Origin of the sequence: Mesorhizobium loti (genome assembly GCA_014189435.1) — a bacterium.
Lineage (GTDB): Bacteria > Pseudomonadota > Alphaproteobacteria > Rhizobiales > Rhizobiaceae > Mesorhizobium > Mesorhizobium loti_G.
Map to the genome: position 1 here is coordinate 413066 of CP050294.1, position 24818 is coordinate 437883.

At 59.4% G+C, this 24818-nt stretch carries 13 protein-coding genes and 13 pseudogenes; 9 read left to right on the forward strand and 17 right to left on the reverse strand.

The features are described from left to right. Positions 1-50: 50 nt before the first annotated feature. Positions 51-1085 (forward strand): IS110 family transposase, encoded by a 1035-nt coding sequence (locus HB777_36800; GenBank protein QND69286.1) that lies wholly within the window; start codon positions 51-53, stop codon positions 1083-1085. A gap of 329 nt (positions 1086-1414) precedes the next feature. Further along, positions 1415-2016 (forward strand): annotated as a pseudogene (locus HB777_36805) (UPF0149 family protein). An 82-nt stretch (positions 2017-2098) separates the two neighbouring features. On the opposite strand, the pseudogene HB777_36810 reads toward HB777_36805, so the two are convergent. The 5 genes and pseudogenes from HB777_36810 to HB777_36830 form a co-directional block, all read right to left on the reverse strand. Further along, positions 2099-2865: pseudogene (locus HB777_36810) on the reverse strand (IS5 family transposase). Between the two features lie 325 nt (positions 2866-3190). Further along, positions 3191-4220, reverse strand: a pseudogene (locus HB777_36815) (IS110 family transposase). Between the two features lie 299 nt (positions 4221-4519). Next, complete coding sequence (locus HB777_36820; GenBank protein ID QND69322.1) at positions 4520-5278, reverse strand: hypothetical protein; 759 nt, start codon at positions 5276-5278, stop codon at positions 4520-4522. Positions 5279-5592: 314 nt separating this feature from the next. Continuing rightward, on the reverse strand, positions 5593-6672 hold the full coding sequence (locus HB777_36825) for a cysteine protease StiP family protein (protein ID QND69323.1): 1080 nt from the start codon (positions 6670-6672) through the stop codon (positions 5593-5595). Positions 6673-6766: 94 nt separating this feature from the next. After that, on the reverse strand, positions 6767-7831 hold the full coding sequence (locus tag HB777_36830; protein QND69324.1) for a hypothetical protein: 1065 nt from the start codon (positions 7829-7831) through the stop codon (positions 6767-6769). Positions 7832-8698: 867 nt separating this feature from the next. Between HB777_36830 and HB777_36835 the strand changes: the two are divergent. Beyond that, positions 8699-8980 (forward strand): annotated as a pseudogene (locus tag HB777_36835) (transposase). Between the two features lie 50 nt (positions 8981-9030). Here HB777_36835 and HB777_36840 read toward each other — a convergent pair. Continuing rightward, a pseudogene (locus HB777_36840) lies at positions 9031-9225 on the reverse strand (IS6 family transposase). A gap of 251 nt (positions 9226-9476) precedes the next feature. On the opposite strand from HB777_36840, the gene HB777_36845 reads away from it, so the two are divergent. Continuing rightward, positions 9477-10709: an IS110 family transposase gene (locus HB777_36845; protein QND69287.1), complete on the forward strand. Its 1233-nt coding sequence runs from the start codon at positions 9477-9479 to the stop codon at positions 10707-10709. Positions 10710-10973: 264 nt separating this feature from the next. Here the strand turns inward: HB777_36845 and HB777_36850 are convergent. Beyond that, positions 10974-11258 (reverse strand): annotated as a pseudogene (locus HB777_36850) (DDE-type integrase/transposase/recombinase). A gap of 163 nt (positions 11259-11421) precedes the next feature. Between HB777_36850 and HB777_36855 the strand changes: the two are divergent. Continuing rightward, positions 11422-12114 (forward strand): annotated as a pseudogene (locus HB777_36855) (transposase). A gap of 55 nt (positions 12115-12169) precedes the next feature. On the opposite strand, the gene HB777_36860 reads toward HB777_36855, so the two are convergent. From HB777_36860 to HB777_36880, 5 genes and pseudogenes are all read right to left on the reverse strand, one after another. Further along, the gene (locus HB777_36860; protein ID QND69288.1) at positions 12170-13153 is read right to left on the reverse strand and encodes an IS5 family transposase; all 984 of its coding nucleotides are present in this window, start codon (positions 13151-13153) and stop codon (positions 12170-12172) included. An 88-nt stretch (positions 13154-13241) separates the two neighbouring features. Next, a pseudogene (locus HB777_36865) lies at positions 13242-13909 on the reverse strand (IS5 family transposase). Positions 13910-14234: 325 nt separating this feature from the next. Further along, a pseudogene (locus tag HB777_36870) lies at positions 14235-15261 on the reverse strand (IS110 family transposase). 150 nt (positions 15262-15411) lie between these two features. Then, entirely contained in the window at positions 15412-16218 is an 807-nt protein-coding gene (locus tag HB777_36875) for a cyclase family protein (protein QND69289.1), read from the reverse strand. Positions 16219-16550: 332 nt separating this feature from the next. Beyond that, the gene (locus HB777_36880) at positions 16551-16760 is read right to left on the reverse strand and encodes a hypothetical protein (protein QND69016.1); all 210 of its coding nucleotides are present in this window, start codon (positions 16758-16760) and stop codon (positions 16551-16553) included. Between HB777_36880 and HB777_36885 the strand changes: the two are divergent. The 3 genes and pseudogenes from HB777_36885 to HB777_36895 all read left to right on the forward strand — a co-directional run bounded on the left by HB777_36885 (position 16761) and on the right by HB777_36895 (position 18269). Then, a pseudogene (locus HB777_36885) lies at positions 16761-17183 on the forward strand (IS21 family transposase). Positions 17184-17344: 161 nt separating this feature from the next. Beyond that, positions 17345-17992 carry an IS630 family transposase gene (locus HB777_36890; GenBank protein ID QND69290.1) on the forward strand — a complete coding sequence of 216 codons (648 nt, stop codon included), beginning with the start codon at positions 17345-17347 and terminating at the stop codon, positions 17990-17992. Further along, the gene (locus tag HB777_36895) at positions 17934-18269 is read left to right on the forward strand and encodes a hypothetical protein (GenBank protein ID QND69291.1); all 336 of its coding nucleotides are present in this window, start codon (positions 17934-17936) and stop codon (positions 18267-18269) included. The genes HB777_36890 and HB777_36895 overlap by 59 nt, the downstream gene beginning before the upstream one ends. 302 nt (positions 18270-18571) lie before the next feature. On the opposite strand, the gene HB777_36900 is transcribed toward HB777_36895, so the two are convergent. Then, positions 18572-19738: an IS110 family transposase gene (locus HB777_36900; protein ID QND69292.1), complete on the reverse strand. Its 1167-nt coding sequence runs from the start codon at positions 19736-19738 to the stop codon at positions 18572-18574. 306 nt (positions 19739-20044) lie between these two features. Beyond that, a pseudogene (locus tag HB777_36905) lies at positions 20045-20233 on the reverse strand (hypothetical protein). Positions 20234-20283: 50 nt separating this feature from the next. Here HB777_36905 and HB777_36910 point away from each other — a divergent pair. After that, positions 20284-20403: pseudogene (locus tag HB777_36910) on the forward strand (IS6 family transposase). A 34-nt stretch (positions 20404-20437) separates the two neighbouring features. Here the strand turns inward: HB777_36910 and HB777_36915 are convergent. From HB777_36915 to HB777_36925, 3 genes and pseudogenes are all read right to left on the reverse strand, one after another. Further along, complete coding sequence (locus HB777_36915; protein ID QND69293.1) at positions 20438-22411, reverse strand: RiPP maturation radical SAM protein 1; 1974 nt, start codon at positions 22409-22411, stop codon at positions 20438-20440. A gap of 1 nt (position 22412) precedes the next feature. Beyond that, positions 22413-23291 (reverse strand): GNAT family N-acetyltransferase, encoded by an 879-nt coding sequence (locus HB777_36920; GenBank protein ID QND69294.1) that lies wholly within the window; start codon positions 23289-23291, stop codon positions 22413-22415. Continuing rightward, a pseudogene (locus HB777_36925) lies at positions 23275-24805 on the reverse strand (radical SAM family RiPP maturation amino acid epimerase). The gene HB777_36920 and the pseudogene HB777_36925 overlap by 17 nt, the downstream one beginning before the upstream one ends. Positions 24806-24818 lie beyond the last annotated feature (13 nt).

Genomic DNA, 24818 nt, shown 5'->3' on the forward strand with positions numbered 1-24818 from the left:
GCGATGTGCCAGAATGAGTTCGTTGAAAGCTCAATCGAGGGAGACCGTCCGTGGAAGAGATTATCCGAATTGGTGTCGATACGTCAAAGAGCGTTTTCCAATTGCATGGCGTGAACGCAGCCGAGCAACCAATCCTGCGCAAGAAGCTTTCGCGTAGGGAGATGGTGAAATTCTTCGAGAAAGCACCACCGACCACCGTCGCACTCGAAGCTTGCGGTGGCTCTCATCATTGGGCGAGGTTGTTAGGTTCCTTTGGCCACGACGTAAAATTGATCGCGCCGCAATTGGCCAAGCCTTATGTCAAGCGCGGCAAGAACGACGCGGCGGATGCGGAAGCCTTGTGTGAGGCGATGAGCCGACCCACCATGCGCTTCGTGCCGGTAAAGAGCGCGGAACAGCAGGCTTCGTTAATGCTGGTCGGTGTGCGAGAGAGACTCATCCGCAATCGGACACAGCTTGCCAACGCTATTCGCGGTTTTGCCATGGAGTTCGGCATCGTCGCGGCCACCGGCATGTGCCGGATCGAACCGCTATTGGAGCGCATTGCGGCCGATCAAGCCCTGCCTGAATTGGCCCGCGAGCTCTTTGCCATGCATGGCGTTGAGTATCGAGACTTGCTTGCCGAAACGAAAGTCGTCGAGGAGAAATTAACCGCGTTGCATCGCTCCGATGAATGCAGCAGGCGCCTGGCCGAAATTCCGGGTGTCGGACCGGTCGGCGCGTCGCTTTTGATGATGAAGACCCCAGATCCCCGAACGTTCAAGTCAGGTCGCGATTTTGCCGCTTGGATAGGACTCACGCCCAAAGACCATTCCACCGCAGGCAAGATCAGGCTCGGGGTGATCACCCGAGCTGGCGACGAAATGCTGAGGAGCATATTGGTGGTTGGCGCAACTGCCCTTCTTCAGCATGTCAGAACAGGTCGAAGCAGACATGCTTCCCGATGGCTGATCGAACTCCTGCAACGGAAGAAACCGAAGCTTGTGGCGGTGGCGCTCGCGAATAAGATCGCCCGAATTGCCTGGAAGCTTATGGTGAGCGGCGAAACGTACCGGCGACCGGAAGAACAAACACAGGCAATTTAGGAAATTGGCCACCACGGCGAGCACGATAAAAATGCTACCGTGTTGAGCTGATGCTGTGAACTTGCAAGAGAAAAGCAGATGGTGCGATCGATCGATCCAAGACGCGTGACACTCCGCCAATTCCAGTGGCCTTTCGAGGTCGTTGCCGTGTTAGGAACACGCGTTGCGGAAACCATCTTGGCCAGTGGTCATGTGCGACCACACACAAAGGCCGCACATATGGATGCAAGCGATCCGATCAAAAATATCCGCAAAAAACACTTGCAAGTGGGAGCCGTCCACATATGGAATTGGGTGCGCCGCCAAGCGATGCCGCTCTCCTTGGCGGCATGAGCGCAATCGATGACATGGCGCTGTCGGACGAGGCGCTCGAGGCCTGGATGGCCATCAAACCCGCCCCCGCCCGCTGGTGCGGACGATGTCGGCGCTGGATGGCTTCGTAACGGCGGCGGTCACCGGGCCGCGGTTCCCGGACCCGCAATACTGGATGTGCCCGCTCATGGGGTTGCCGCGCGACGTCTTGGCCAAAGGATCTGCAACCGATCACGCCGTGTTTGCCAGCGTCGCCAGGATCCACAACCGGATCAACGAGACGCTCTTCGACAGACCGCAGGATTATGCGCCCCGTTTCGCCACCAAGCCCAGCGGCGGCATCGACCCGCGGCCGTGGTGCCAGGGGTTCTACGCGGCCATCAATCTCAACATCAAAAAATGGAAACGGCTACTCGACCTCGACAACCCCAACCACGGCCTGCTGCTGCCGATCCTGATCTACTGCGTCGACAAAAAGGGGCGGCCCGTCCTCGGCAAGCCCAGGCCAGGGCCAGAGACCGCGCGCTTCATCGAGCATGAGGCCTACAAAGACATCGCCCTCGTCATCCCCGCCCTGCGCGAACTCCACTACGTCACCCGTTATGACGATCCGCAGTGATCGGCGGCGACGCGGACCAACGGCTTCCTACTATCTACTATAGAGCACTATTTCGGGAAAGGTGCCTTGGCGCATCGCTTACGATTGCGGCGATATGCTGGTCCCTTTGGCCGGCAGGTCTATCGTCGAATGGTTCGACCGCGTTGACGCGAGGCGGAATGACGATTGCGGCGGCAGCGCTGTGATCGATGACTGCGTCGTAAGTCGGTTTTCCGTCATAGGCGCCGTCAGCAGTAAACTGTCCGATCGGACCGCCAATCTGGTCGAGTAGTGGCTCACTTGAGAGACATCGCCAGTGTCCTGATCAGTCAGGGTATGGGCAATGATCTCGCCGCTGTCGGCATCCAGTGCCAGATGCAGCTTGCGCCAACTGCGACGGGATCTGGCGCCGTGCTTCTCCTCCAGCCACTGACCCGCGCCGTAGACCTGCAGGCCGGTGCTGTCGACAAGAACATGCACTGGTCCCTCCGGCGCAACCTGGCGATCATGCCGTTTGTTGGGCGATTGCCATTTCCGCGCCCGACGGCTCAGGGTGGTATGATCGGGGACAGCGAGCGCCAGCCCCATCAGTTGCAGCACCGATTCCAGCAAGCCTTCTGCCTGGCGCAGCCGCAGGCCAAACACAAGGCCCAGCGTCAAGGTGGTCTCGATCGCCAGATCAGAATAGCGGTGCTGGCCGCCACGGGTCTTGCGTCTTGGCGCTTGCCACCTGGACAGGGCTTCCGGCGTCACCCACAGGGTCAAACTGCCGCGATGACGAAGTCCTGCCTCATATTCTGGCCAGTTCGTCACCCTGAACTTCATCTTCTCAATATGATGGCGGCGGCTGGTATTGTGTTTGAAAGGCATGGCTACGCTACAAAGGCTATTGCGGTTACCGCTTGCCTAAACCCACACCAATAAAAGATCCGTGCACCATGTGTAGACGCCCGTTTGGCAAGAGGAATCTTTAGTTGGCATTGCGCGTTGTCGGGTGCTGACATGTGTCCGGCCTGTGTTGCGGCTTTCACACATGCCGCGGGCCCTTATGGTGTTCGCAGGTCAGGTCCAAATCAACGCCGCGTGCTCTTGAGACACTTTGGTGCACACTGGTTTTCCTGATCCCGTCTCACGACCGTTGCGCCATACTTCCGATGACCTCTCTCGCTGCGACGTCCCCTCGGTTACGTTGGCTTTAGACCGCAGCAACCGGAGCTCTGTATATTCCTCCCTTGGCCATGATAGCCCAGATCATTCGCGCCATCTTGTTGGCAAGCGCCACCCTCACCAGCATCGGTGGTTTATGCGCCAGCATCTTGGCCAGCCACGTGCCTGGTGTTGCACCCTTGCGGGCGGGCGCGCCACACAAGCTCGCTATTGGCCCCTATGATCAGGAGCCGCCGCAGAGATCGATCCCCCATCTTCGTCGTGGAGCCGAGACGCTGTTTGCCGCCTGTCGAATGTTGTCGCGGCACAAGCCCAAGCCATGCGGCGAAGTCCCGCCCACGTTTGAAGGTTTCAGGCGATGGCGCCAGAGCCACCAGTGCGGTGGCAATCAATGGGCCAATTCCGGGAACTGTCATCAACCGGCGTGCGGTCTCATCTTCACGAGCCCGGCGCACAATCTGTGCATCCAGCACGCGAATCTGATCATTCAGTTGGGACAAGCTTGCTGTCAGAAACCGCAGAGCAGTCCGCGCAGTTTCTGGAAGAGCCGTTTGCGGATCCTCAATCATCGCAATCAGTTTCGAAGCGAAGCTTAAACCCTGCGGCACGACTTCACCAAATTCCGCAAGGTGGCCGCGCAGCGCATTGATGGTCTGCGTGCGCTGCCGGATCAGCAGATCGCGGGTGCGCAACACCACTGCTGCGGCTTGTCTTTCTTCGCTCTTCACGGCAACAAAGCGCATCGTTGGTCGTTGCGCCGCCTCGCAGATCGCCTCAGCATCAGCCATGTCGTTCTTCTGCCGCTTCAAAAAGGGCTTCACGTAGGCCGGTGGGATCATACGGACTTCGTGTCCCAAATGCCCTATCTCACGCGCCCAGAAATGCGAGCTTCCGCAGGCTTCCATCGCAACCAGGCACCGTGGCAGGCCACCAAAGAATTTCAAAACCCGCCCGCGCCGCAATTGCTTGCGAAACACAACAGCACCTGTTTCGTCAGCCCCGTGGACCTGAAACACGTTCTTGGCTAAATCCAAACCGATCGTACGAACTTCGCTCATGATGCCCATCTCCAATGGTGGTTTAAACAACTCCACTTTGCCACACACTGCGGTCGTCGCGGGCGTCTACACCATCAACGCCTGACAGCACCTCAAGGGGAACCTGTAGTAGAGCCAGACTGCATGGGCGATGATCTGCGGCGCGAAACGATGGCGCTTGTAGCTGACGGTTGCGGCGTTCATGCCGTCGCGTTATGCCGCAAATCCCTGACCGCGAGTTAAGTTGATAACGCCGACAGAACAGTTGCGTCAAGGCGAATCGTGCGGCGCGCGGCCATGCGGTGGACATGGTTTTCTCTTCAAGCAATGCCCGCAAAAAACGTCTTCGTTGGCTCGTTCAGCATCGCCGAAATCTGCGAGCGCGATGGCGCACCCCACCAGTCGCACAAATTGAGATAGCCGAGATCGCTTGCACTGTCACCGAATCCGATCGCTGGCCTATCTTCAGACTCCGACCGGAGTTTCTTCAAGAGGAACTCTACTGCCCGGCGCTTTGAAACCGGCGGGGGAATGAGCGCGAAGTTGTTTCCGTTGTGATGCCGTATCCAACCCGCATCGTCGAACTCAAATTTCAGTTCCGCCAGCCTCTTGCCATCACCATTATTTTCTTTGAAAACGGCGTATGTGGCCATCTCGCTTTCTTCAACGATCCACGAACGAACAGACATTTTGCCAGCTGCGGCTCCTTGCCGACCTATTTCAAGTACCTTGTTCAGTGCCCCCCTGTGAGGAATCAGTTCCTTAGAAATGACATCGTGCCATTCCTTCAGATGCGCACCGTCCGGCTTAAGGATGACAGCGCCGTTGGCAACAATTGCATAGCTGTTGAACGCGATCTTGACGTTCCCGTAGGCCGTCGTGCCACGTGCCGTGACGGGAATGACTTGTGACGTACCCAGCAGCCAATCGATCATCGCAACCTGGCGCGGCGTCATCATGGAATGATGTCCGTTCGAGGAGATCGCAGCTAGCGCCAGTTTATGCTGGCTGCCTTTCGGGCACTTTGCACGCGTTTGGAACAATGTGTCATCCAGATCGGCAAAGACGATTGGCTGCATGGCGTGATCTGCGGATTTGATGGGTTGATCAGGCAATGCACTCGATCCGTCATCCATGTTTGGAATCCGTTTTCGTCGACTCGGAAAGATCCCGGGCAGATCACTTTGGTTTTGCGTTCACATTTATGCCAACCGCCCCCCGTCGAAACGACGGCCAGCCCAGTTATAATCGCAAAAATGACATTCTGTCCGCTAATCAAGAGTTGCACTCACGACCGCCTATCAGCAAGCCGGATGAATCGAAACGCTTGGCCCACGCTCGATCCTGGTTGAGCGGTTTGGAAGTTTGACCAAAATGCGATAGAATCAAAGTTCTAAACCTTTTTTATCAAAGTAATGGCGCGATATGGCTGGATATTTTTCGGGACGACTTGGAAGGGGACTTTCCTCTCCCGGATCAAATGCCGTAGCGCTGCCAAGTCAGCGTCCTCAACGGAAGACAGGAGTACAACTTGAGGCTTGCGGCGCAGAATTGCTCGCGTGGCTTCCGCAATTCCTGGCTTGATCCGATTAATATTCTCGACGGCGAACTGTGCAGCAACTCGATTGATTGCCTCCCGCGATCGTCTCTGATGGCTTGAGCGGTCGTTGTCCATCCGCTGCGCGAGATCATTAGTTTGGTCTAACGCGGTGACGGCATGTGCCCATACATTATCCACGAAAGCAGCTGAGATATCATGAGACACCAAGTGATCCCATAGGACTGTACCGTGAAAATCTTCCGGACCTATGACGTCCTCGTTCAGTATCGAACGGCTGATCAGCCCGGACACGGTGCTCCCGAGTATTCCCGATGGAATGAGCCAGTCCTCGGCCGACGCCGCAAGCCATGCCCGGCCACAGGGGTCAGACAGAACCACCAGCTTGGGCGGCTGTGCAGAAAACGAATGGAAGCTCCGTTCCAGCTCGGTGGAGATGGCGCCTTTGCCGGTCCAGCCATCAACAAACAGTAGACCTTCAATGGGGCGCCGCTCGATGATGTGGCGCATTGCATTACTGTCAATTCCGCGGTCCCGTATGACCGAAATGCCAAAGTGTTGCACGTCCTTTCCCATGCGCGACAACGCACGCTTGAGGAGAACACCCAAAGGCACCCCGGCCCGAACGAGGCTCGCCAACGTGATCGGGCCTTTAATTTGATTTGAGATAGACCGCGCGAGAGCTGCTACCTCGCGTCCCATTCTCGCAGCGCCAACTGACATCGCTTCGTAGAATATCGCCATGTAGCCGGCTTCGGGCGCGCTTTCGGAAGAAATCATTTCCGAATAATGGCGTAGGCCGGACTGTATCGCCGTTTCCTTCGACGCGTCGTCGATTGGCTCCAAAGTTACGAGCTTCAAAAGAAAAGTGACGTCCGTACTACGATACGTACCAGAAAGTATTTTACTCGTCATCGTCAACAATGTAATTCCTTCTGCAGCCACTTGCCGTAACTTCAAGCTATGGTGTGCGGCTGGAAAGATGTGAATGTTGGTATGATGATAATGATTAATGAGGAGGTACTCTCTTAGGCCGTACTAATGATACCCTTTCCAAGAAGTGCATGAGTTTAGAACTTATATTCGCTTCACTCGTCTCGGAGCACAGGAGGATTTTGACGTATTCTGACGGGACGACATTGTACAGATAATTAAACACATGCCCGCCGTAATTGTCTTCAAATGCGATTTTCGTTACAATCGCGTGACCCACTGAAATCGGTGATCGGGTAACCGATGAGTAGTGGACGTTAGCTCCTTCCAGCTCCAATTTTTCCGCAAGCAGGAACGGCTGCCAAATGTTTTCTCCTGTACCAAGGACCAGCGTAGCGCCCGACGATGCCGCCTCACCATCCAGTTGAAGATGGTGCCGGGAGACACCCAACCGAGCCAAGTTGATATCCCTGTCAGGCGAAATGACTTTACCCCTGTTTTTCTCAACAGATGGCACTTCCGGCGCGTCGATGTTCAAACCGTTTGCATCCCAGCGATACCTCCCGGAAAGGATTGACGCGCGCTTCACGTTGGCTGCGATTATCTGTTCGACAGCACCATCTGACCAATCCGTAAGGGTAACGAGAACCGTATTTCGAAGGTTCGACCTGATGCTGGCAGGCAGAGCTGCGAACAGATTACCGAATGTTTTTCCGGTCGACGCTTCATCGTCAATTAACACAAGCGTCCGGGCGTTCTTGACCATCGAGACCAGGACTGGCACGAGCGGCCAGTGTACGAGATGTTCTGGGGCGTGACTGTGCTCCTCCTGGAATTCACAGATTAGGGGCAAACCTAGTGCGTGTCTGGTGGTGCAAATGTAAACGGTGTCGTGCCGGTCATATTGTTCTGAATATTGCTGGTGCACGCCCGCTCCCAGCCCGACAGCAGTTTCGGCCATGCCTATGAACAGGATTGGCCCTTCGAGATCGGGTGAAATTTGGTCGGCCAGAAGTTTGTACGTCTTTCGCATCAGCGAAGGCCGAACGGGACTGTGACGGCCAAGCAGCTTGGAAGCGAACAGGAAAGACCGTTTGGGATTGATGCGCTCCGCGAACCCGAACGTTGCATCGGGGGGCATTAGGCTGCGATCGATTTCAACCGATATGGTTCCGCGGGCGAGTTCGGCAGAAAGATATTTTTTAAGTGCGTTGTCCAAAATGTCCCACCCGGGTCTTTGATTTGGGGCGTTGTCACGGGTAACTTCTCGTGAGGAGGTGAGTAGACGCTGGTTCATGCACACCAGCTACAAACGCCAGCGCTCTACCGCCGAGATTGTCCCCATGCGGTAGGGCTTTATACTGTTGATCAGGATAGACACGTTCTCGGCGTATCTTCCAGAGCCGCCGCGAAATGCCGACAGGCGCCTGCTAACCATGTGCAAGAGGGCCTGACACCAAAGCATCATCACCGACAAGCAGCGTTTTCCGTGGAGCGGCTACGGCAGGTCATGCCGAATGTCGAGCACCCCGCGCGCACGGCATCAACAACAGAGCCGAGAATTCTTACGAGTCGCTGCGAAAGGCAATTCCGTACTACTGGGCCAATTGCCATGTCATCTCCGTTGGTTGGGGGCAAAACTGTTACAGCGGCTTCCCAAGGTTGATGTGCAAGAGAGGTGCCATCCTGAGGACGTAGCTGCGCGCTGATACTAAAGTTGGGCCGGCGCACCTTCACGTCGCGCTCTTCCTTCTTTCCTTCTTTTCGCGTTGAGGGCTGCGCACGAAATGCAACACGTTTCGCTATGGTGCGCCCTGTTCGATAGTCGACAGTTTGGGTCAATAGCGACAGTGTTGTTTGCATAGGATCGAAACGGCGCCGTAAAGTGAGAGCGGCGGTGCAAAAATAGTCCACGGTAGCGGCGGGATCGTCCCGCTTCGGGCGGCGTAAAAGCCGGCCACCTATTTCCCTTCTGCGACGAATGCAGGAGGGCCTGGGGATCTACACCGTGGAATTATATCTGAAGGTTCGACTGGCTTGCTCGGAAGGGATGAGCCGGCGTCATGCTGCAAAGCATTTCAACATATCGCGCGACAGCGTGGCCAAGATGCTGTCCTACTCGACGCCGCCTGGCTATCAGCGCCGGTCGCCGATCCGGCGTCCGAAGCTGGATGTGTTTGTTTCGACGATCGATCATTGGCTTGATGAGGACGTGAATGTGCCGCGCAAGCAGCGCCATACGGCCAAGCGGGTGTTCGACCGGCTTCGTGACGAGTGCGGTTTCACTGGTTTTGTTGCAACGGCTGAATAGGGGCGCAGAGAGGCCTGATGCGAGGTCCATCAGCCGGCGAGGATTTCGAACTGCTTGGCCAAGGACGGATTCGGATTGAAGGCGTACCTCGCCTGTCGCTTGCGCATCATGTGGATCATTTCGATGCCGGTCAGGATGGTGGCTGCGGTGGCCGTCGATTTGAAGCCGAGCATCGGCCGGACCCGGCGCTTGATGCGCCGATGGTCCTGCTCGATCCGATTGTTATCAGGCATGAATAGGCGCGACGCGCCAATCCGTATTTTCTTGCACGGATGGATCGACTACCGTCCACCTACCGGGATTGGGGTGTCGGGAGCACGCATGGCGGGCAGGCCGAAGTACCTGATGAACTGAGAGTTCGAGTTGTTATCTGGCCGCCCCCTTCGACTTGCCCGGTTGCGCTGCGAGCGCGGATCCGTAGTTGTCGTGTAGCCCGCCGGCTCCCATGGTTGCTGACCCTGGAAAGGAGCCGGGAATGAGAATCATTGCCCTTGATGTTCACCGATCATTCGCCCAAATGGCGATCTTGGAGAAAGGCAAAATCCGGGATGCGGGGAGGATCGATCTTGAACGCAGCCGCCTGTTGCAGTTCGCCATGAAGCTCAAGCCGGATGACGAGATCGTCATCGAGGCAACAGGCAATACAAGTGCGATCGTGCGACTATTGTCGCCTTTTGTGGGCCGCGTGGTTATAGCCAATCCGATCCTGGTCCGGGCCATCGCCTGGGCCAAGGTCAAGACCGACAAGATCGACGCGGCAGTGCTGGCGAAGCTTCATGCGAGTGGCTTTCTGCCTGAAGTCTGGATGCCGGACGAGGAAACCGAGACGCGTCGTCGCGTGGTGGCCGAACGAACGCAGCTCGTCTCCCAGATGACCCGTCTCAAAAACCGAATCCATTCCGTTCTGCACGCCAACCTGATCCCGCCCTACAAGGGCACCCTGTTCTCAAAGCGGGGCAGGGCTTGGCTGGAGGCTCAGCCGCTCGCCGAGGATCAGCGCCGTGTCGTCCTTCGCCATGCCGGTGAACTCGATCGCCTTGGTGGTGAGCTTGCACAAGTAGACAAGAGTCTCGCGCAGACGGCCCTCCAGGAGCCTCGGGTCAAGCGACTGATGACGATCACCGGCGTGAACGTCACGGTCGCGCTGAGTATCGTGGCGGCCATTGGCGATGTCGAACGGTTCTCATCACCGGAAAAGCTTGTCAGCTATTTTGGGCTCAACCCGCGGGTCCGGCAGTCCGGCGACAAGCCGGCCTATCACGGCCGCATCACCAAACAAGGCCGAGCCCACGCGCGGTCGATGCTGGTCGAGGCGGCGTGGGTCATTTCCGGCGTGCCTGGCCCGCTGCGGGCCTTCTTCATGCGCATCCGCGACAAGCGAGGTAAGCACGTTGCCGCGGTCGCGACTGCGCGCAAGCTGGCGGTCATCGTCTGGCACATGCTGACCAAGGACGAAAACTACATCTGGAGCCGCTCGGCGCTCCTGGATTGGAAGCTCCGAAAGCTGGAATTGACCGCCGGCTATCCGTCTCTTCGCGGCGGCAAGACAAAGGGATCTGCTGCCGACTACAGCAACAAGTCGGTACGCGAGAGCGAGCGCGAGACGATCGGCAACGCCGAGGAAGTCTACCGTCGCTTCGTCGCTACATGGAAACAGCAATCGCCGAAGGGGCGCTCGGGCGCCGCACATGAGGTGCGACGATCATAGGCTGCGCGACAGGGTTGCAACCTCGACCCTGTTCTTCGCCACGCGGTCACCCGAGCCGCGACAGAATAACAAAAACAGCTTCGCCGATCCATCCCGCAGCCGGCGAACGATAGCGACGTGCTCGCTCCGTCAAGGCCAAGTCGTGCATACTGCTCGCTGGCCTGCCGGCCAGCCCTGACTTTGCTGCGCGCGCCGCGGTCTCGACCGTCTGCCGGGACAGAACGCCCTGAGAGCACACTTCCAGGACATCAGAGCAGAACGGCCCTTGTCAAATACATCCGTGAGGTATTGGCTCTTGCGGATATGGATCGGTGGTTTGTGTGATCGCTCCCGCAGACGGCTTTCAGTATCGCAGGAAATGATTGCCTCACGATTGGTCTGACTGCCGTCGACGACGATGCGGTTCGGGCGTCCATGGTGTGCAAGCGCCTTGCGCAGGAAGCGTTTGGCCGCCGGAAGATCACGGTGTTCGCTGAAGAAGAATTCGACCGTGTCGCCGACGCTGTCGATGGCGCGGTAAAGGTACATCCAACGGCCGCGAACCTTGACCCGACTTGAACAGTTGGAGGTGAACGGATGGCGAACGCTGTCCGTTAAGCTATTGAATTCACTCGCCTCGAGTTTTCGGCGCGAAAATGTGTGGTAACAACATTTGATCTGCTAGCCGCATGTTGTATGGATTTTATGGCATTTATTCGCTAACAACGCTGGCATGTTTGTCGTTGAGAGAGTCGCGCGCGGCCACCGCTATCTTTACCTCGTGGAAAGTGTCCGCGACGGCAAAACCGTTCGCCAGCGCACGATAAAGGCGCTGGGCCGCAAGGATGCGCTGGTTGCCAGCGGCGAACTTGACAGATTGGCGGCCTCGATTGCGCGCCATGGCGAACGCAGCCTCATCCTGTCCGACATTGACGCGGGGCGAATTGCCTCTCGCCGCATCGGCGGTCCGCTGTTGTTCGGGCGGCTGTGGGAGCGGCTCGGGATCGGCGAGGTGCTGGAAGAGGTGCTGGAAGGGCGCCAGTTCGGCTTTGCGGTGGAACGGGCGGTGTTCGTTGGCACGCTGCATCGGCTGTTCGTCTCGGGCTCGGACCGCGACTGCGCGAACTGGATGGCCGATTATGGTATCGAGGGCGCCGAGGGTCTGGCGCTCCATCACTTTTACCGGGCCATGGCGTGGCTGGGCGAGGAACTCGGCGAAAAGGCGCAAGGCGCGCTGGTGGCGCGCTGCGTGAAAGACGCGATCGAGGAAAAGCTCTTCGCGCGCCGGCAGGACCTGTTCACCGACCTCAGCCTTGTGTTCATGGACACCACCTCGTTATCCTTCTACGGCGCGGGCGGCGAGACGCTGGGCAAGCGCGGGCATTCCAAGGACTTCCGCCCCGATCTGGCGCAAATGATCCTGGCGCGGCGTTGGTGCGCGGATATGAAATCGAACGCATTTCGATCTTTAATGTAGTTGGTTATGCCTGCGTGACTTGACGCCGGATAGACTCCGGGCGTGCCCATGCCAGCATGCGGTTGAGAACGATGCAACCGATGGCAACCTCGGTCTGTTGAGCCGGAAGAGAGCGTGCTCGCAGGCGCCGTCCGATCAGCCCCTTGTATCGTCCGATGGCTGTTTCGCTCAGCGCCCGCTTGCCGTAGCCGGTGGCTGCCTGCCATTTCAGCCGACCGTCGCTTGCGATTGCGGCAATGTGCTTGTCCCTTTGACCAGGCGGTCCGGCATCACCGCTTTCCACCGCCGTGGAACGCGGTGGAATGACGATGTTCGCGGTTGCGCTGTGCTGCAGGATAGACCGATAGGTTGGCTTGCCGTCATAGGCTCCGTCGGCTGTGAACTGGTCGATCTCGCCGTCGATCTGATCGAGAAGCGGTGCCACCTGGGAAGGATCATCCGTGTCCTGATCTGTCAGCCTTTGGGCAATGATCGCGCCACTTTTGGCATCCACTGCCAGATGCAGCTTGCGCCAGTTGCGACGTGATCTGGCGCCATGTTTCTGCTCCAGCCATTGCCCGGCGCCGTAGACTTTCAATCCCGTGCTATCGACAAGCACATGCAGCGGGCCGTCCGGCAGCGGCGGGTTTCGTCGGGCTGATGGCTCCCACTTCTGTGCCCGACGGCTCAGCGTCGTATGATCTGGAACTGGGACTTTCAGCCCCATGAGATCCAGCAGCGAGTGGAGCAATCCCTCGGTCTGGCGCAGCCGCATTGCGAAGACGCAACCCAGCGTCAGCGCTGTCTCAATGGCGAGATCGGAATACCGGGCTTGGCCGCCGCGGGTCTTGCGTCGCGGAGCGCGCCATCCCGCCAGTGCCTCCGGCGTTACCCATAAGGTCAGGCTACCACGCCGGCGCAGACCTGCTTCGTAGTCACGCCAATTCGTCACCCTGAATGTCATCTTTCCGACGTGATGACGACGATCTGCGTTGTGTTTGTACGGCATGGCACTCGCATCAAGCTGATTTCGATCCTGCCTGCCTATCGCCAAACCGTTGACAAAAGATCCATGCACCAACGCTCATCGCTTACCTATGATCGATGACTGCGTCGTAAGTCGGGTTTCCGTCATAGGCGCCGTCAGCAGTAAACTGTCCGATCGGACCGCCAATCTGGTCGAGTAGTGGCTCAACTTGAGAGACATCGCCAGTGTCCTGATCAGTCAGGGTATGGGCAATGATCTCGCCGCTGTCGGCATCCAGTGCCAGATGCAGCTTGCGCCAACTGCGACGGGATCTGGCGCCGTGCTTCTCCTCCAGCCACTGACCCGCGCCGTAGACCTGCAGGCCGGTGCTGTCGACAAGAACATGCACTGGTCCCTCCGGCGGAACCTGGCGATCATGCCGTTTGTTGGGCGATTGCCATGTCCGCGCCCGACGGCTCAGGGTGGTATGATCGGGGACAGCGAGCGCCAGCCCCATCAGTTGCAGCACCGATTCCAGCAAGCCTTCTGCCTGGCGCAGCCGCAGGCCAAACACAAGGCCCAGCGTCAAGGTGGTCTCGATCGCCAGATCAGAATAGCGGTGCTGGCCGCCACGTGTCTTGCGTCTTGGCGCTGCCACCTGGACAGGGCTTCCGGCGTCACCCACAGGGTCAAACTGCCGCGATGACGAAGTCCGGCCTCATATTCTGGCCAGTTCGTCACCCTGAACTTCATCTTCTCAATATGATGGCGGCGGCTGGTATTGTGTTTGAAAGGCATGGCTACGCTACAAAGGCTATTGCGGTGACCGCTTGCCTAAACCCACACCAATAAACGATCCGTGCACCATGTGTAGACGCCCGTTTGGCAAGAGGAATCTTTAGTTGGCATTGCGCGTTGTCGGGTGCTGACATGTGTCCGGCCTGTGATGCGGCTTTCACACATGCCGCGGGCCCTTATGGTGTTCGCAGGTCAGGTCCAAATCAACGCCGCGTGCTCTTGAGACACTTTGGTGCACACTGGTTTTCCTGATCCCGTCTCACGACCGTTGCGCCATACTTCCGATGACCTCTCTCGCTGCGACGTCCCCTCGGTTACGTTGGCTTTAGACCGCAGCAACCGGAGCTCTGTATATTCCTCCCTTGGCCATGATAGCCCAGATCATTCGCGCCATCTTGTTGGCAAGCGCCACCCTCACCAGCATCGGTGGTTTATGCGCCAGCATCTTGGCCAGCCACGTGCCTGGTGTTGCACCCTTGCGGGCGGGCGCGCCACACAAGCTCGCTATTGGCCCCTATGATCAGGAGCCGCCGCAGAGATCGATCCCCCATCTTCGTCGTGGAGCCGAGACGCTGTTTGCCGCCTGTCGAATGTTGTCGCGGCACAAGCCCAAGCCATGCGGCGAAGTCCCGCCCACGTTTGAAGGTTTCAGGCGATGGCGCCAGAGCCACCAGTGCGGTGGCAATCAATGGGCCAATTCCGGGAACTGTCATCAACCGGCGTGCGGTCTCATCTTCACGAGCCCGGCGCACAATCTGTGCATCCAGCACGCGAATCTGATCATTCAGTTGGGACAAGCTTGCTGTCAGAAACCGCAGAGCAGTCCGCGCAGTTTCTGGAAGAGCCGTTTGCGGATCCTCAATCATCGCAATCAGTTTCGAAGCGAAGCTTAAACCCTGCGGCACGACTTCACCAAATTCCGCAAGGTGGCCGCGCAGCGCATTGATCTGCGTGCGCTGCCGGATCAGCAGATCGCGGGTGCGCAACACCACTGCTGCGGCTTGTCTTTCTTCGCTCTTCACGGCAACAAAGCGCATCGTTGGTCGTTGCGCCGCCTCGCAGATCGCCTCAGCATCAGCCATGTCGTTCTTCTGCCGCTTCAAAAAGGGCTTCACGTAGGCCGGTGGGATCATACGGACTTCGTGTCCCAAATGCCCTATCTCACGCGCCCAGAAATGCGAGCTTCCGCAGGCTTCCATCGCAACCAGGCACCGTGGCAGGCCACCAAAGAATTTCAAAACCTGCCCGCGCCGCAATTGCTTGCGAAACACAACAGCACCTGTTTCGTCAGCCCCGTGGACCTGAAACACGTTCTTGGCTAAATCCAAACCGATCGTACGAACTTCGCTCATGATGCCCATCTCCAATGGTGGTTTAAACAACTCCACTTTGCCACACACTGCGGTCGTCGCGGGCGTCTACACCATCAACGCCCGTGAACAGCGATGGGCGTCCGAACTCCGGCTGCGCGCCATCGTCAAACGTCACACAGTCGAATTTTCTTACGGAAGGCCCTGCTGCGCAATGGTCGGACCCTCTTTGAGAAGGGCCACTGCCCGCGTCCATCCGGCAGAGGCGCCTTTGATCTTTACCGGAAAGCAGGTAACCGTAAAGCCCTTGGCCGGAAGCTGGTCGAGGTTGGTCAGTTTTTCGAGGTGGCAATAGCCGATCTCGGCTCCCGCCTTGTGTCCTTCCCAGATGATGCTGGCGTCGCCAGTTTCAGCGTAACGTTTGGCGGTGAAGGGGAAGGGGGCATCCCAGCTCCATGCGTCCGTGCCGGTCACCCGCACGCCGCGTGAGGTCAGGAAAAGCGTGGCCTCACGGCCCATGCCGCACCCCTTGCCCAGATAGGCCGGGCTGCCATAAGCGGCGGCGGCCGAAGTGTTGACCAGTACAATTTCCAGCGGGCTCAACGTGTGGTCTATGCGGGCAAGCTCGGCCTCAACGTCGGCGGCAGTCACCACATAACCGTCTGGCAGATGACGGAAGTCCAGCTTCACACCCGGCTGCATACACCAGTCCAGCGGTACTTCGTCGATGGTCATTGCCCGTTCTCCACCGTTCATGGTGGGGTGATAGTGCCATGGCGCATCAAGGTGGGTGCCGTTGTGCGTGTTGACCTTGCACTCTTCCACTGCCCAGCCATAGCCACCGGGCAGCTGATCCACGCCGAGTCCGGGAAAGAACGTCACCATGCCTTCGGCGCTTTCGCGATGCCCGACATAGGTGATTGCGGGGCGGATCGGCGGCGGGTCCGCTGGCGTTTCATTGTCGAGGGCGATGGAGAGATCGATGATGCGGCGGGCCATGGAGTTCCTCCTCAATAATCATTCGAAGACACAGCCGACGACGTCAGCGCTGGTATCTTTGCACCCTTTACCCGGAAGCGGAAAAGATCAAACAAAATCAATGCAAAATGCTTCCCGCGCACAGGTCTCCTAGTGTACCGTCGCAGTGATTATGACGGGTTAGTCTACGCCGAGAATGGGCAGGTCCTGTGGCGGGACGAGCAACTGGATGCTGCGAGCGACACCGGGCTGCTTGTCGATCAAGCCGAGTTGGTTGAGGGTCTTGAGCATCTGATGGACTGACGGTGCGGTGACCCTGAAGTAGCGCTGGAAGTCCGCCTGCGGCGCGGCAATCAACGTGAGAGCGCAGCGTCAATCAGGATGAGAATGCCGGCGGATTGGAACGCAGGGAGGGCGTAGCCCGACGGGAGTTGCAATCCGCCGGCGGCGCGTTCCTTTTCGGGGGCGTTCGTCTGGTGATCACGGTCGACCGGGTATGCCGGTGGTTTTTCCTGTTGGGGAGGAATCACTTTGTGCCCGGCCGCCACGTAACCGATCACCATATGAGGCTTTTCATGAAGTTCCGGCAGACCAATACGACGGCCGTCGCGGCGGCGAAGGCGTCGATCAGTATCGCCACGGCCTATCGCATCGAGAAGGATTCGAGACTGCCGTCACAAAAGAAGGCGCCGCGGCAACGGCGCCGTGCCGACCCTCTCGCCGATATTTTCGAAGCCGAGGTCGTGCCCATGCTGAGGGCAGCTCCGGGTATTCGGGCGATCGCCATCTTCGACGAGATGATCCGGCGTCATCCCGAGCTTGGAGCCGGCATTCGCCGCACGATCGAGCGCCGGGTCCGAGCCTGGCGCGCCGTCCATGGCGAGGAACAGGAGGTCATCTTCCGGCAGGTTCACGTACCTGGGCGCATGGGATTGTCGGATTTCACCGACATGGCCGCCGCCGGCGTCACGATCGTGGGCCAGCCTCCGCCGGAGCGCGGCGATTGATCTGCGAATAGGCCCAGATGAAGGCGAGGTACTGGCCCTGTTTGGCGGTGAACCGTGCTGTCGGCGCCGGCGTCTTTTGGTCAAGCAATTGATTCATTGTAGATTCACCTACGGCTCTTCCACCAAGAAGGGCTTTGGGAATGAACATACGATATCGGGTCGAACTCAGCCAATCCGAACGAGACGAGCTGCGTGCTTTGGTGAGCGGGGGTAAACTGCCGGTGCGGCGGCTCAAGCGGATGCAGATCCTGCTGGCCGCCGACGCCGGGGTCGCCGACGAGGCCATCGCCATCTCGGTGCAGACCAGCGACTCGACCATCTACCGCACCAAGAAGCGCTTTGTGGAGATCAGCCTGGAGGCCGCCCTCAGTGAAGGGCCGCGTCCGGGGGCGGCTCGCAAACTGAGCGGCAAGCAGGAGGTGCAACTGGTGGCGCTGGCCTGTTCTGATCCGCCGCAGGGATGCGCCCGGTGGACTTTGAAGCTTCTGGCCAACGCCCTGGTCGAAGTGATCGAACACCCGAGCGTCTCACGCGACACCGTCCGCCGGCGGTTGAACGACAACGATCTGAAGCCCTGGCAACAGAAGATGTGGTGCATCGCCAATATCGATGGGGAATACATCGCCCGCATGGAGGATCTCCTCGATCTCTATGCCGAGCCGCATGATCCCAAGCGACCGGTGGTCTGCTTCGATGAAAGTCCGATCCAGCTCATCGGCGAGGTGCGTCGTGCCCATCGTGCCGAAACCCGGAAAGCGATACCGCTACGACTCCGAGTACAAGCGTAACGGCACGGCCAACCTCTTTGTCATGGTCGACGCCAACCGGTCGTGGCGCAAGGTCAAGGTCACCGACCGGCGCGCCAACGAGGACTTCGCCGTCTGCATGCGCGACCTGGTCGACGTGGACTATCCCGGCGCCGACAAGGTCCGCGTCGTGATGGATAACCTATCAACCCACACCGCCTCCGCTGTCTATCAGACCTTTCCAGCAGTCGAGGCGCATCGGATCTTGCGACGCCTGGAGTTCCACTACACACCCAGGCACGCCAGTTGGCTTATATGAGGAGGGTCAAGCGGGAACTTCTATCTAGGGCGGCATTTTCTACCTACGGTGACTGCGGCATCCACGGTCTGAGCCTGATTGCATGACGGGCTCGTTGCCGAGCCAGATCCAACTTATATACGGTCGCTGTTCGAGACAGCGGCACCAACATCCCGCTTGCGGCGGACAACGGCTCAGGCGGACGAGACCATTCTCAAACAGCGGCATTCGAAGCCATCCAACTGGTCGGTTCGTCCCACCTGGATCCGCCAGGACTGATCGGGTCCTGGAAGATTGCGGAATTCAGTTTGATGAGTAACGCATCAGGCGGTCTTCACGATCGCCCCCTCGATGACGACGCCCGCATTGACGTATTTCCACAGCGCGACGAGCAGCTTGCGGGCGAGCGCGACGATCGTCGTCTTCTTGAGACGGCCGCCGTTCTGCTTGACCCGGTCCTCGAACCACAAGGTGAGTGCCGATCGCGGTTGATGGCGCAGCCACAGCCAGGCGAGTTGGATCAGCGTCGTCCGCAGCCTTGGATTGCCGGCTTTCGAAACCCCCTGCTCGTGATCGACCGAGCCGCTTTGCCAGGGTGTCGGCGCAAGACCAGCATAGGCGGCAACTTGTCGTCGGTTGTCAAAGTGACGCGACAGTCCTTCCGACCACAAGACGGCGGCAAACTCCGGACCGATCCCTTTCAGGTTGAGCAGCATCGCCGGTGCCGGCGAGACGGCCTCAGCGGCAGCGAGCATGGCATCGCGTTCGGCCTCGACCACCTTGATCTGCTCCAGCAGCAGTTCGAGCCGATCAAGTTCCCGGCTGATCTGCGCCTTCAGATGTGCCGGTAGCGGTCGGCCGTCGCCGGTCTTCATCTCCTCCAGTTGCTTGCGCCGGGCGCGGCGCAGCGGTTCGTAGCCGGACACGCCCTGGCTGAACAAAAGGCCCTTGATGCGGTTGACGTGGCGTACGCGCTCGTTGGTCAACGCCTTACGCTCGCGCGCAATGCGGCGACGGTCCTCCTCCGCTGGCGTCGGTACCCGCAGCATCGCACAGACCCGCGGCTCGCCCCTTTTATAGGCGAGCAGCGCGCGCACCAGCGCCTCGCCATCGATCTTGTCGGTCTTTGCCCGGCGCCGCCGGCGTGAGGTCGCAATCGAGGCCGGATCGACGACGTGGCTTTCGATGCCTTCGGTCTGCAGAACGCGATGGATCCAAAAACCGTCGAGCCCGGCCTCCTGGATGACGATGATCGGAAAGCATCGTCCGGTTCGTGCCTCTGCCTTCCTTTTGAGTTCAGCAAATCGATCCAGCAGTCCGGCGACATCGCCGGCGGCCGCCGCATGTTTCGACATCTTCTCGCCGCCGCCCGGCGACAGCGAGGTGATCAACCATTTCGAGCGGCTGAGTTCGAATGAGACGAAAATTGCGCCAAGATCAGTGCGGATAGCGGTCGGCGCTTCGGATCGGTTAGCTGCTGCAACGGGCATGCTTATCTCCAGAGTAAGGTATTAAGTACGCGACCTCACTTTGCCAGAGCGCAGATCGCTATCCACCCTCCTCATGGGATCTCAACATCGTCGAGATCGAAATCGGCGTCATGCGCCGCCAATGTCTTGATCGCCGCATCGCTAGCCGCGACCTCCTTGAAACAGAGATCCGGACCTGGGAACGCCGCCGCACCGAAAGTGGCGCCCGCATCCGCTGGATGTTCTCCACACAGCAGGCCCGAGCGAAGATGGCAAAATCCTATCCCACGCCGTCTCTCAAAGAGTCATAATCACCGCGACGCGACACTAGACGCGGCGCTGCAGATCAGCCGAATTCGAGCCGCGCTCTTCCGCAGCGAGCTGTTCGGTGCCGTAGGCTTTCAGAAACATTTCGACACCCGACCTGACAACATTCTCGATCTCAGCGGGGCTTGGCGCCTTGGTGCGATACGCAAATATGCACTGGCGAAACAGGCCGGCCAGACACAGTTCGGTGGGCACCGTAACGTTAACCGGGCATCGATCAAAATGTGGGATCTGGCGGCATGACCAGATTTTCCCGTGATCCTCTTTATCGTCGCCACCGATTTCCGGCGCAGGTGATTGCCCATGCCGTTTGGCTCTATTTCCGGTTTCCGCTCAGCCTGCGGATGGTCGAGGCTATCTCCCTGCGAATAAGCAAATCGCAGTTGTCCTTGTTCACGTGGCGGCACTCACGGGCCTGACACGTCGGTCGAAATAACCTCCCGGAAACGCGGTCGGCGCGGGCATTGGCGTATATGGATTCCAGAGCGGGAGCCCAATCAGCCGCGCATCCAGCCGCACGACCAGCTTGCGAGCGATCATGTCGGCTATCGCTCCGTCAATTTCGGTCTGCATCACATTCGCCGTTCTCAGCCGTTCGCGCAGGCGGGCATCTGGCATGCTTTCGTCCGCAGCCAGAAGAATTTCGCGCTCGAGGCCTTTGATCCGGTGTTCACGGTCCACTGCTATGGCGCGCGTGTCCTCGACCGTGATCTCGTCGCCGCTGTCGCGCATCGACAGCATGGGTTGCTTCGGCTCGTGCCAGGCTTTCAGCCAGGCATCGATACCCCGGACAACGGCATGCAGCCCCGGGCGACGGCTCGCGTCGCGCGCAGCGAAATGGCCGCCGACATCGTTGTCTTCACTGTCTTCGAAGTAGTAGACCTGATCCGCGAGATCGGGTTCCGAGAGCGGATAGACGGAGCGATAGGAGGCGGCTGGGCGCAGCTTCAGCCCATGTTTGTCGGCTGCACGATGATAGGGGCTGTAGCGCTGGTACCGCAACCGCACCGCACGTCCTGGCTGGAGATGATGCAGCAGCGGCAGCCAGGAGGCCATTTCGGCATACCAGGCGTCGCTCTCGCCGGGAAAGCCCCACAGTATGCTCCAACTGACCCGCACGCCATACTGGCGGCACCATTTCAAGAGCTGAACATTGTGCGCTGCCGTCGTTCCCTTGCCCATCAGCTTCAAAGCACGGGTATCCAGGCTCTCGATACCTGGCTGGATCCAGCGGACGCCGGCGGCGGCCAACTTCTCGACTTCATGGCGCTTCAGATTGGCCTTGACTTCGAAGAAGATCGCAAGCTTGTCGGGTAGGGCGGTGAGGCGAGGCAGGGTCTTTTCGACGTAGTCAATGGCCAGAATGTTGTCCACCGCTTCGATGCGCGACGAGCCGTAGCGCGCCGACATCTCTATCATCTCCTCTGCGGCCTGCCTGGCCGGTTTCTGGCGATAGGTCATCGATCCGCCGTTCAGCCCGCAGAACGTGCAGGGGCTGCGCGCGCCCCACCAGCAGCCGCGAGAGAACTCCATCGGCAGCCCGGGATAGACGCGGTCGGCGTAGAGCGATCGCCCGAGTTCGGCAAAATAGTCCGAGAAATCGGGCAGCGGCAGGTCATCCATGTTCTCGACCACTGCGCGGGGCACCAAGTCGCCCATCGACGTGGCGGGATAGCCGGCCTCGCGATGCCCTGGACCGAAAACGCCGAATGGCAGGTCGGCCGGTGGAATGTCTCTACCGTGATCGAGGATGTCGCAACACAGCGCGCCGATCAGTGCGTCAGCCTCGCCCGACACGACATAGTCAACCCACGGGAAACGCGCGTGAGTGGTACGCCCCATCACCGATTCGCAGTTTGCGCCACCCATGAGTGTGACTAGGCCCGGTGATCGCCCGCTCAGTCGGCGCAGCAACGCGAGCGAGGGAACATGCTGGGTGAAAGTCGAGGTGCACCCGACCATGGCCGGCCGTTGCTCCAGTATTTTGTCGGCGGTCCAGTCGATGAAGCCGCCGATAAGCGAGCGCAGCTCGCGGAAATGGGCACGACGCTCGGCCAGACCTTTATCTGGGTGTATCGGATTGCGCCTGAAATACTGGTCGAGGAAGACGTCGTGGTCTGCTTCGAAGTCAGGAAAAGCGATGCCGGCGAACAGCCAGTCAACAAGCGCTTCCTCAGGAGGGGAACTTTCAAGCAGATTATAGTCGGCGAGGCCCGCGTATTCCAGGAACCAGATGTTGGCATACGCTATCCTGGATCGCAGTCCGGCCCGGGTCAGCGCCGACTTCAGCAGACCAAGCGCCAGTGATGGCCGTTCAATTGCCGACATCGGCATGTTGACCAGGACGATTGGCACATCGGCGCTCATGTCATGCCACTCTTTTCATGGTGATGCAGGCATAGGCGAGTTCGCTCAGCCACGGTCTCATGCGCCGGAGTGCAAAGCGAGCCATGCGCGGCTCCGTGACCGGAACCGTGAACATGAGGTTGACCAGTTCGGGAAAAGCGCGCTGGCGGCGCGCTACTTCGAGCCACAGCGGCCGCATCAAGGCCGTTGCCTGGAGACTGGGATGGATGAACGAGCAGGTCCAGCGCAGCGTGCTGGAGTCGAGCCGGTGGGTGATCGCCCAGCCACGCACCGTTCCGCCCTCGGCATCAACCAGCGCCAAGCTGGTGTGCGGGTCACTATCCTCCTCGTAGATGAACGGATTGACGTCGTCATTCACGCCGGGTTCGTCGAAATCCCGGATCGTCGCTCGCTGGTCGGCGCCGAGCGACCGCCAGCCAACGATGCGGTAGCGGACCGGCAGGCGCGCCTCGACAAGCCACGGCGTCTCGAACGCCAGCGGCACGGTCGTGTGGCAGACCAGTTTGTTGACCGCGGGTCGGGTCCAGCCGTTTTTCACGAAAAAGCGTGCGGCGTCCTGGTTGTGCTCGCCGACGCGCAGGAAATGAACGCCTCGCCTGAAGCCGAGACCGCGGAACTCCTCTTCGATCGTGCCCAGCATGGAACTGCCAAAGCCCATTCGGCGGAGCATAGGCAGGACGTAGACCGAAAGGAGTTCGAACTGCCCGGAAGGGCCTGGCACGGCCAGGGCAAGTCCTGCGGTCACGTCGGTTGTGCGCGCCGCGACGCCGCGGACCGTGGATGCGAAACGGCTTGTCACCGCGGTCCACACTGCCGGATAGGTAAGATGCCGTAGTTCCTTTAGGCTGACGTAGTCCAGTATCTCAAGGCGAATCGGCATGGTCGACGCCCGTGCGGGAGGTCGCGTGTTTGGCCGCTTCGATGCGGCTCGTTATCCCCTCGCTGGTCTGCCAGGCAAAGCGGTCGTCGAGGTCCTCTTCGATCACCCCCGCCGCGTACAACTGGTCTAGCAGATCGGCGACTGCAAGGGCGCTCGCTCCGTCAGCTATGACGCGCACAACTAACTCCGACGCTGTGCAGTCGCCGCACGCGATTAGATCGCCAACGGAGATCGGAGCGACGTCGTCGAGTATCCGGTGTTCAATGTTGCGTGAGCGGAGGTGGAAGTGCAGGTTCCCGGCCTCGTATTGCAGGTCTCCGCGGAAGCGGATCGGCAGGTTGGGAGGTGGGCTCTCGAGCATATGCTCGTCGATGATGCTCTGGAGCCCCTCCCGGAACTCGTCGGGCGTCCTGAAGAAACGCTCATCCAGGATGCGGTAGCCGAGAGGCCAGCGTTTGCTCCCCGGTACCGGCGTCACCAGTTGTACTCGTCCCCGCGGCATGTTTACGAGGAAGCCGGAAACGCAGGCGATCGTCGTGTGATCGCGCTCCAGCAACGCGATTGCATCGTCGTTGTTTGCTGCGCTGAGTTTCTCCTTTCGCGCGCGCGCGCCCGGCGAAAGCTTTTGCGGTCAGCGCCTCCTTGCCCTGCAGGACGAGTTCGACCCCCATCAGGTCCTCGGGCGAAAACGCCTCGTGAATCTGATTGAGGTGGTTCGTGCTTAGCACGGAGAAACGATTCGTCACGCCACGGTAGCGTTTGAACAGTTCGAGCACGCGCCTTGTGAGGGCCTGATCCTTGAGCGGGGCGGCCGTCGTCGTTTGTGGTAATGCGCCCGTGATTTGATAGTAGTCGAACAGAAAGCGGTCGTAGTCCGGGTTATCGATCGGATCCGTGGCCCAGTAGCAGAAGCCAGTGCGGGCTGCCGAACCAAACATCTCGCTCGCGACACCGACCACGCCGCGCCAAAGCTCGGCATGCTCCTCGCTATATTCATAATAACCCTCGAAGCGGTCGGCCGACAGGCCGCAGAACCAGCAACCGACGGTGCAGCCTTCGCTCAGCTCGAAAGCGATGACGGGATGCGTGACCGACGGCGCCGATCCGCCCAATTCGCCGTCGCAGCGGCGGATTTGGCGCTCGCGCCACGCATGGAAGCGAGGGTTGACCGTCGACATTTCGCCCTCGTCGCGCAGGATGTCGCGATGGCGCAACATCTCGCGCATATACTCGTCCCACATCACAGCCAGCGGCCACGACGCACACTCCGGCTTGAAGCGGTAATTCAGGTAGCTACCGCGCCAGAGCGGCAGCATCTCCATCGGGTCGACTTCGATGCCGTAGCGCTCGGTTACCGTTCGAGGGTTGTCGACGTTCTCCGAAAGCGCGCTGCGGAACGCCATGTCGCCGACCAGGCGCTCCATGAAGCGCTTGATATGGGCCAGCGTGCGAAGCTGTCCGGGGGTGCGTCGGTCAAAGATCTGTCGGTAGTGTTCGGTAGCAGCGTGCGTCATGACGTTACAGGCG

Coding starts and splice junctions, on each gene's coding strand:
- HB777_36825 (QND69323.1), bottom strand. CDS start 6,672: ATGACGAGTAAAATACTTTCTGGTACGTATCGTAGTACGGACGTCACT.
- HB777_36875 (QND69289.1), bottom strand. CDS start 16,218: ATGGCCCGCCGCATCATCGATCTCTCCATCGCCCTCGACAATGAAACG.
- HB777_36890 (QND69290.1), top strand. CDS start 17,345: ATGAACATACGATATCGGGTCGAACTCAGCCAATCCGAACGAGACGAG.
- HB777_36820 (QND69322.1), bottom strand. CDS start 5,278: ATGCAGCCAATCGTCTTTGCCGATCTGGATGACACATTGTTCCAAACG.
- HB777_36920 (QND69294.1), bottom strand. CDS start 23,291: ATGCCGATTCGCCTTGAGATACTGGACTACGTCAGCCTAAAGGAACTA.
- HB777_36915 (QND69293.1), bottom strand. CDS start 22,411: ATGAGCGCCGATGTGCCAATCGTCCTGGTCAACATGCCGATGTCGGCA.
- HB777_36830 (QND69324.1), bottom strand. CDS start 7,831: ATGCCCCCCGATGCAACGTTCGGGTTCGCGGAGCGCATCAATCCCAAA.
- HB777_36845 (QND69287.1), top strand. CDS start 9,477: ATGAGAATCATTGCCCTTGATGTTCACCGATCATTCGCCCAAATGGCG.
- HB777_36900 (QND69292.1), bottom strand. CDS start 19,738: ATGCCCGTTGCAGCAGCTAACCGATCCGAAGCGCCGACCGCTATCCGC.
- HB777_36880 (QND69016.1), bottom strand. CDS start 16,760: ATGGTGATCGGTTACGTGGCGGCCGGGCACAAAGTGATTCCTCCCCAA.
- HB777_36860 (QND69288.1), bottom strand. CDS start 13,153: ATGCCGTACAAACACAACGCAGATCGTCGTCATCACGTCGGAAAGATG.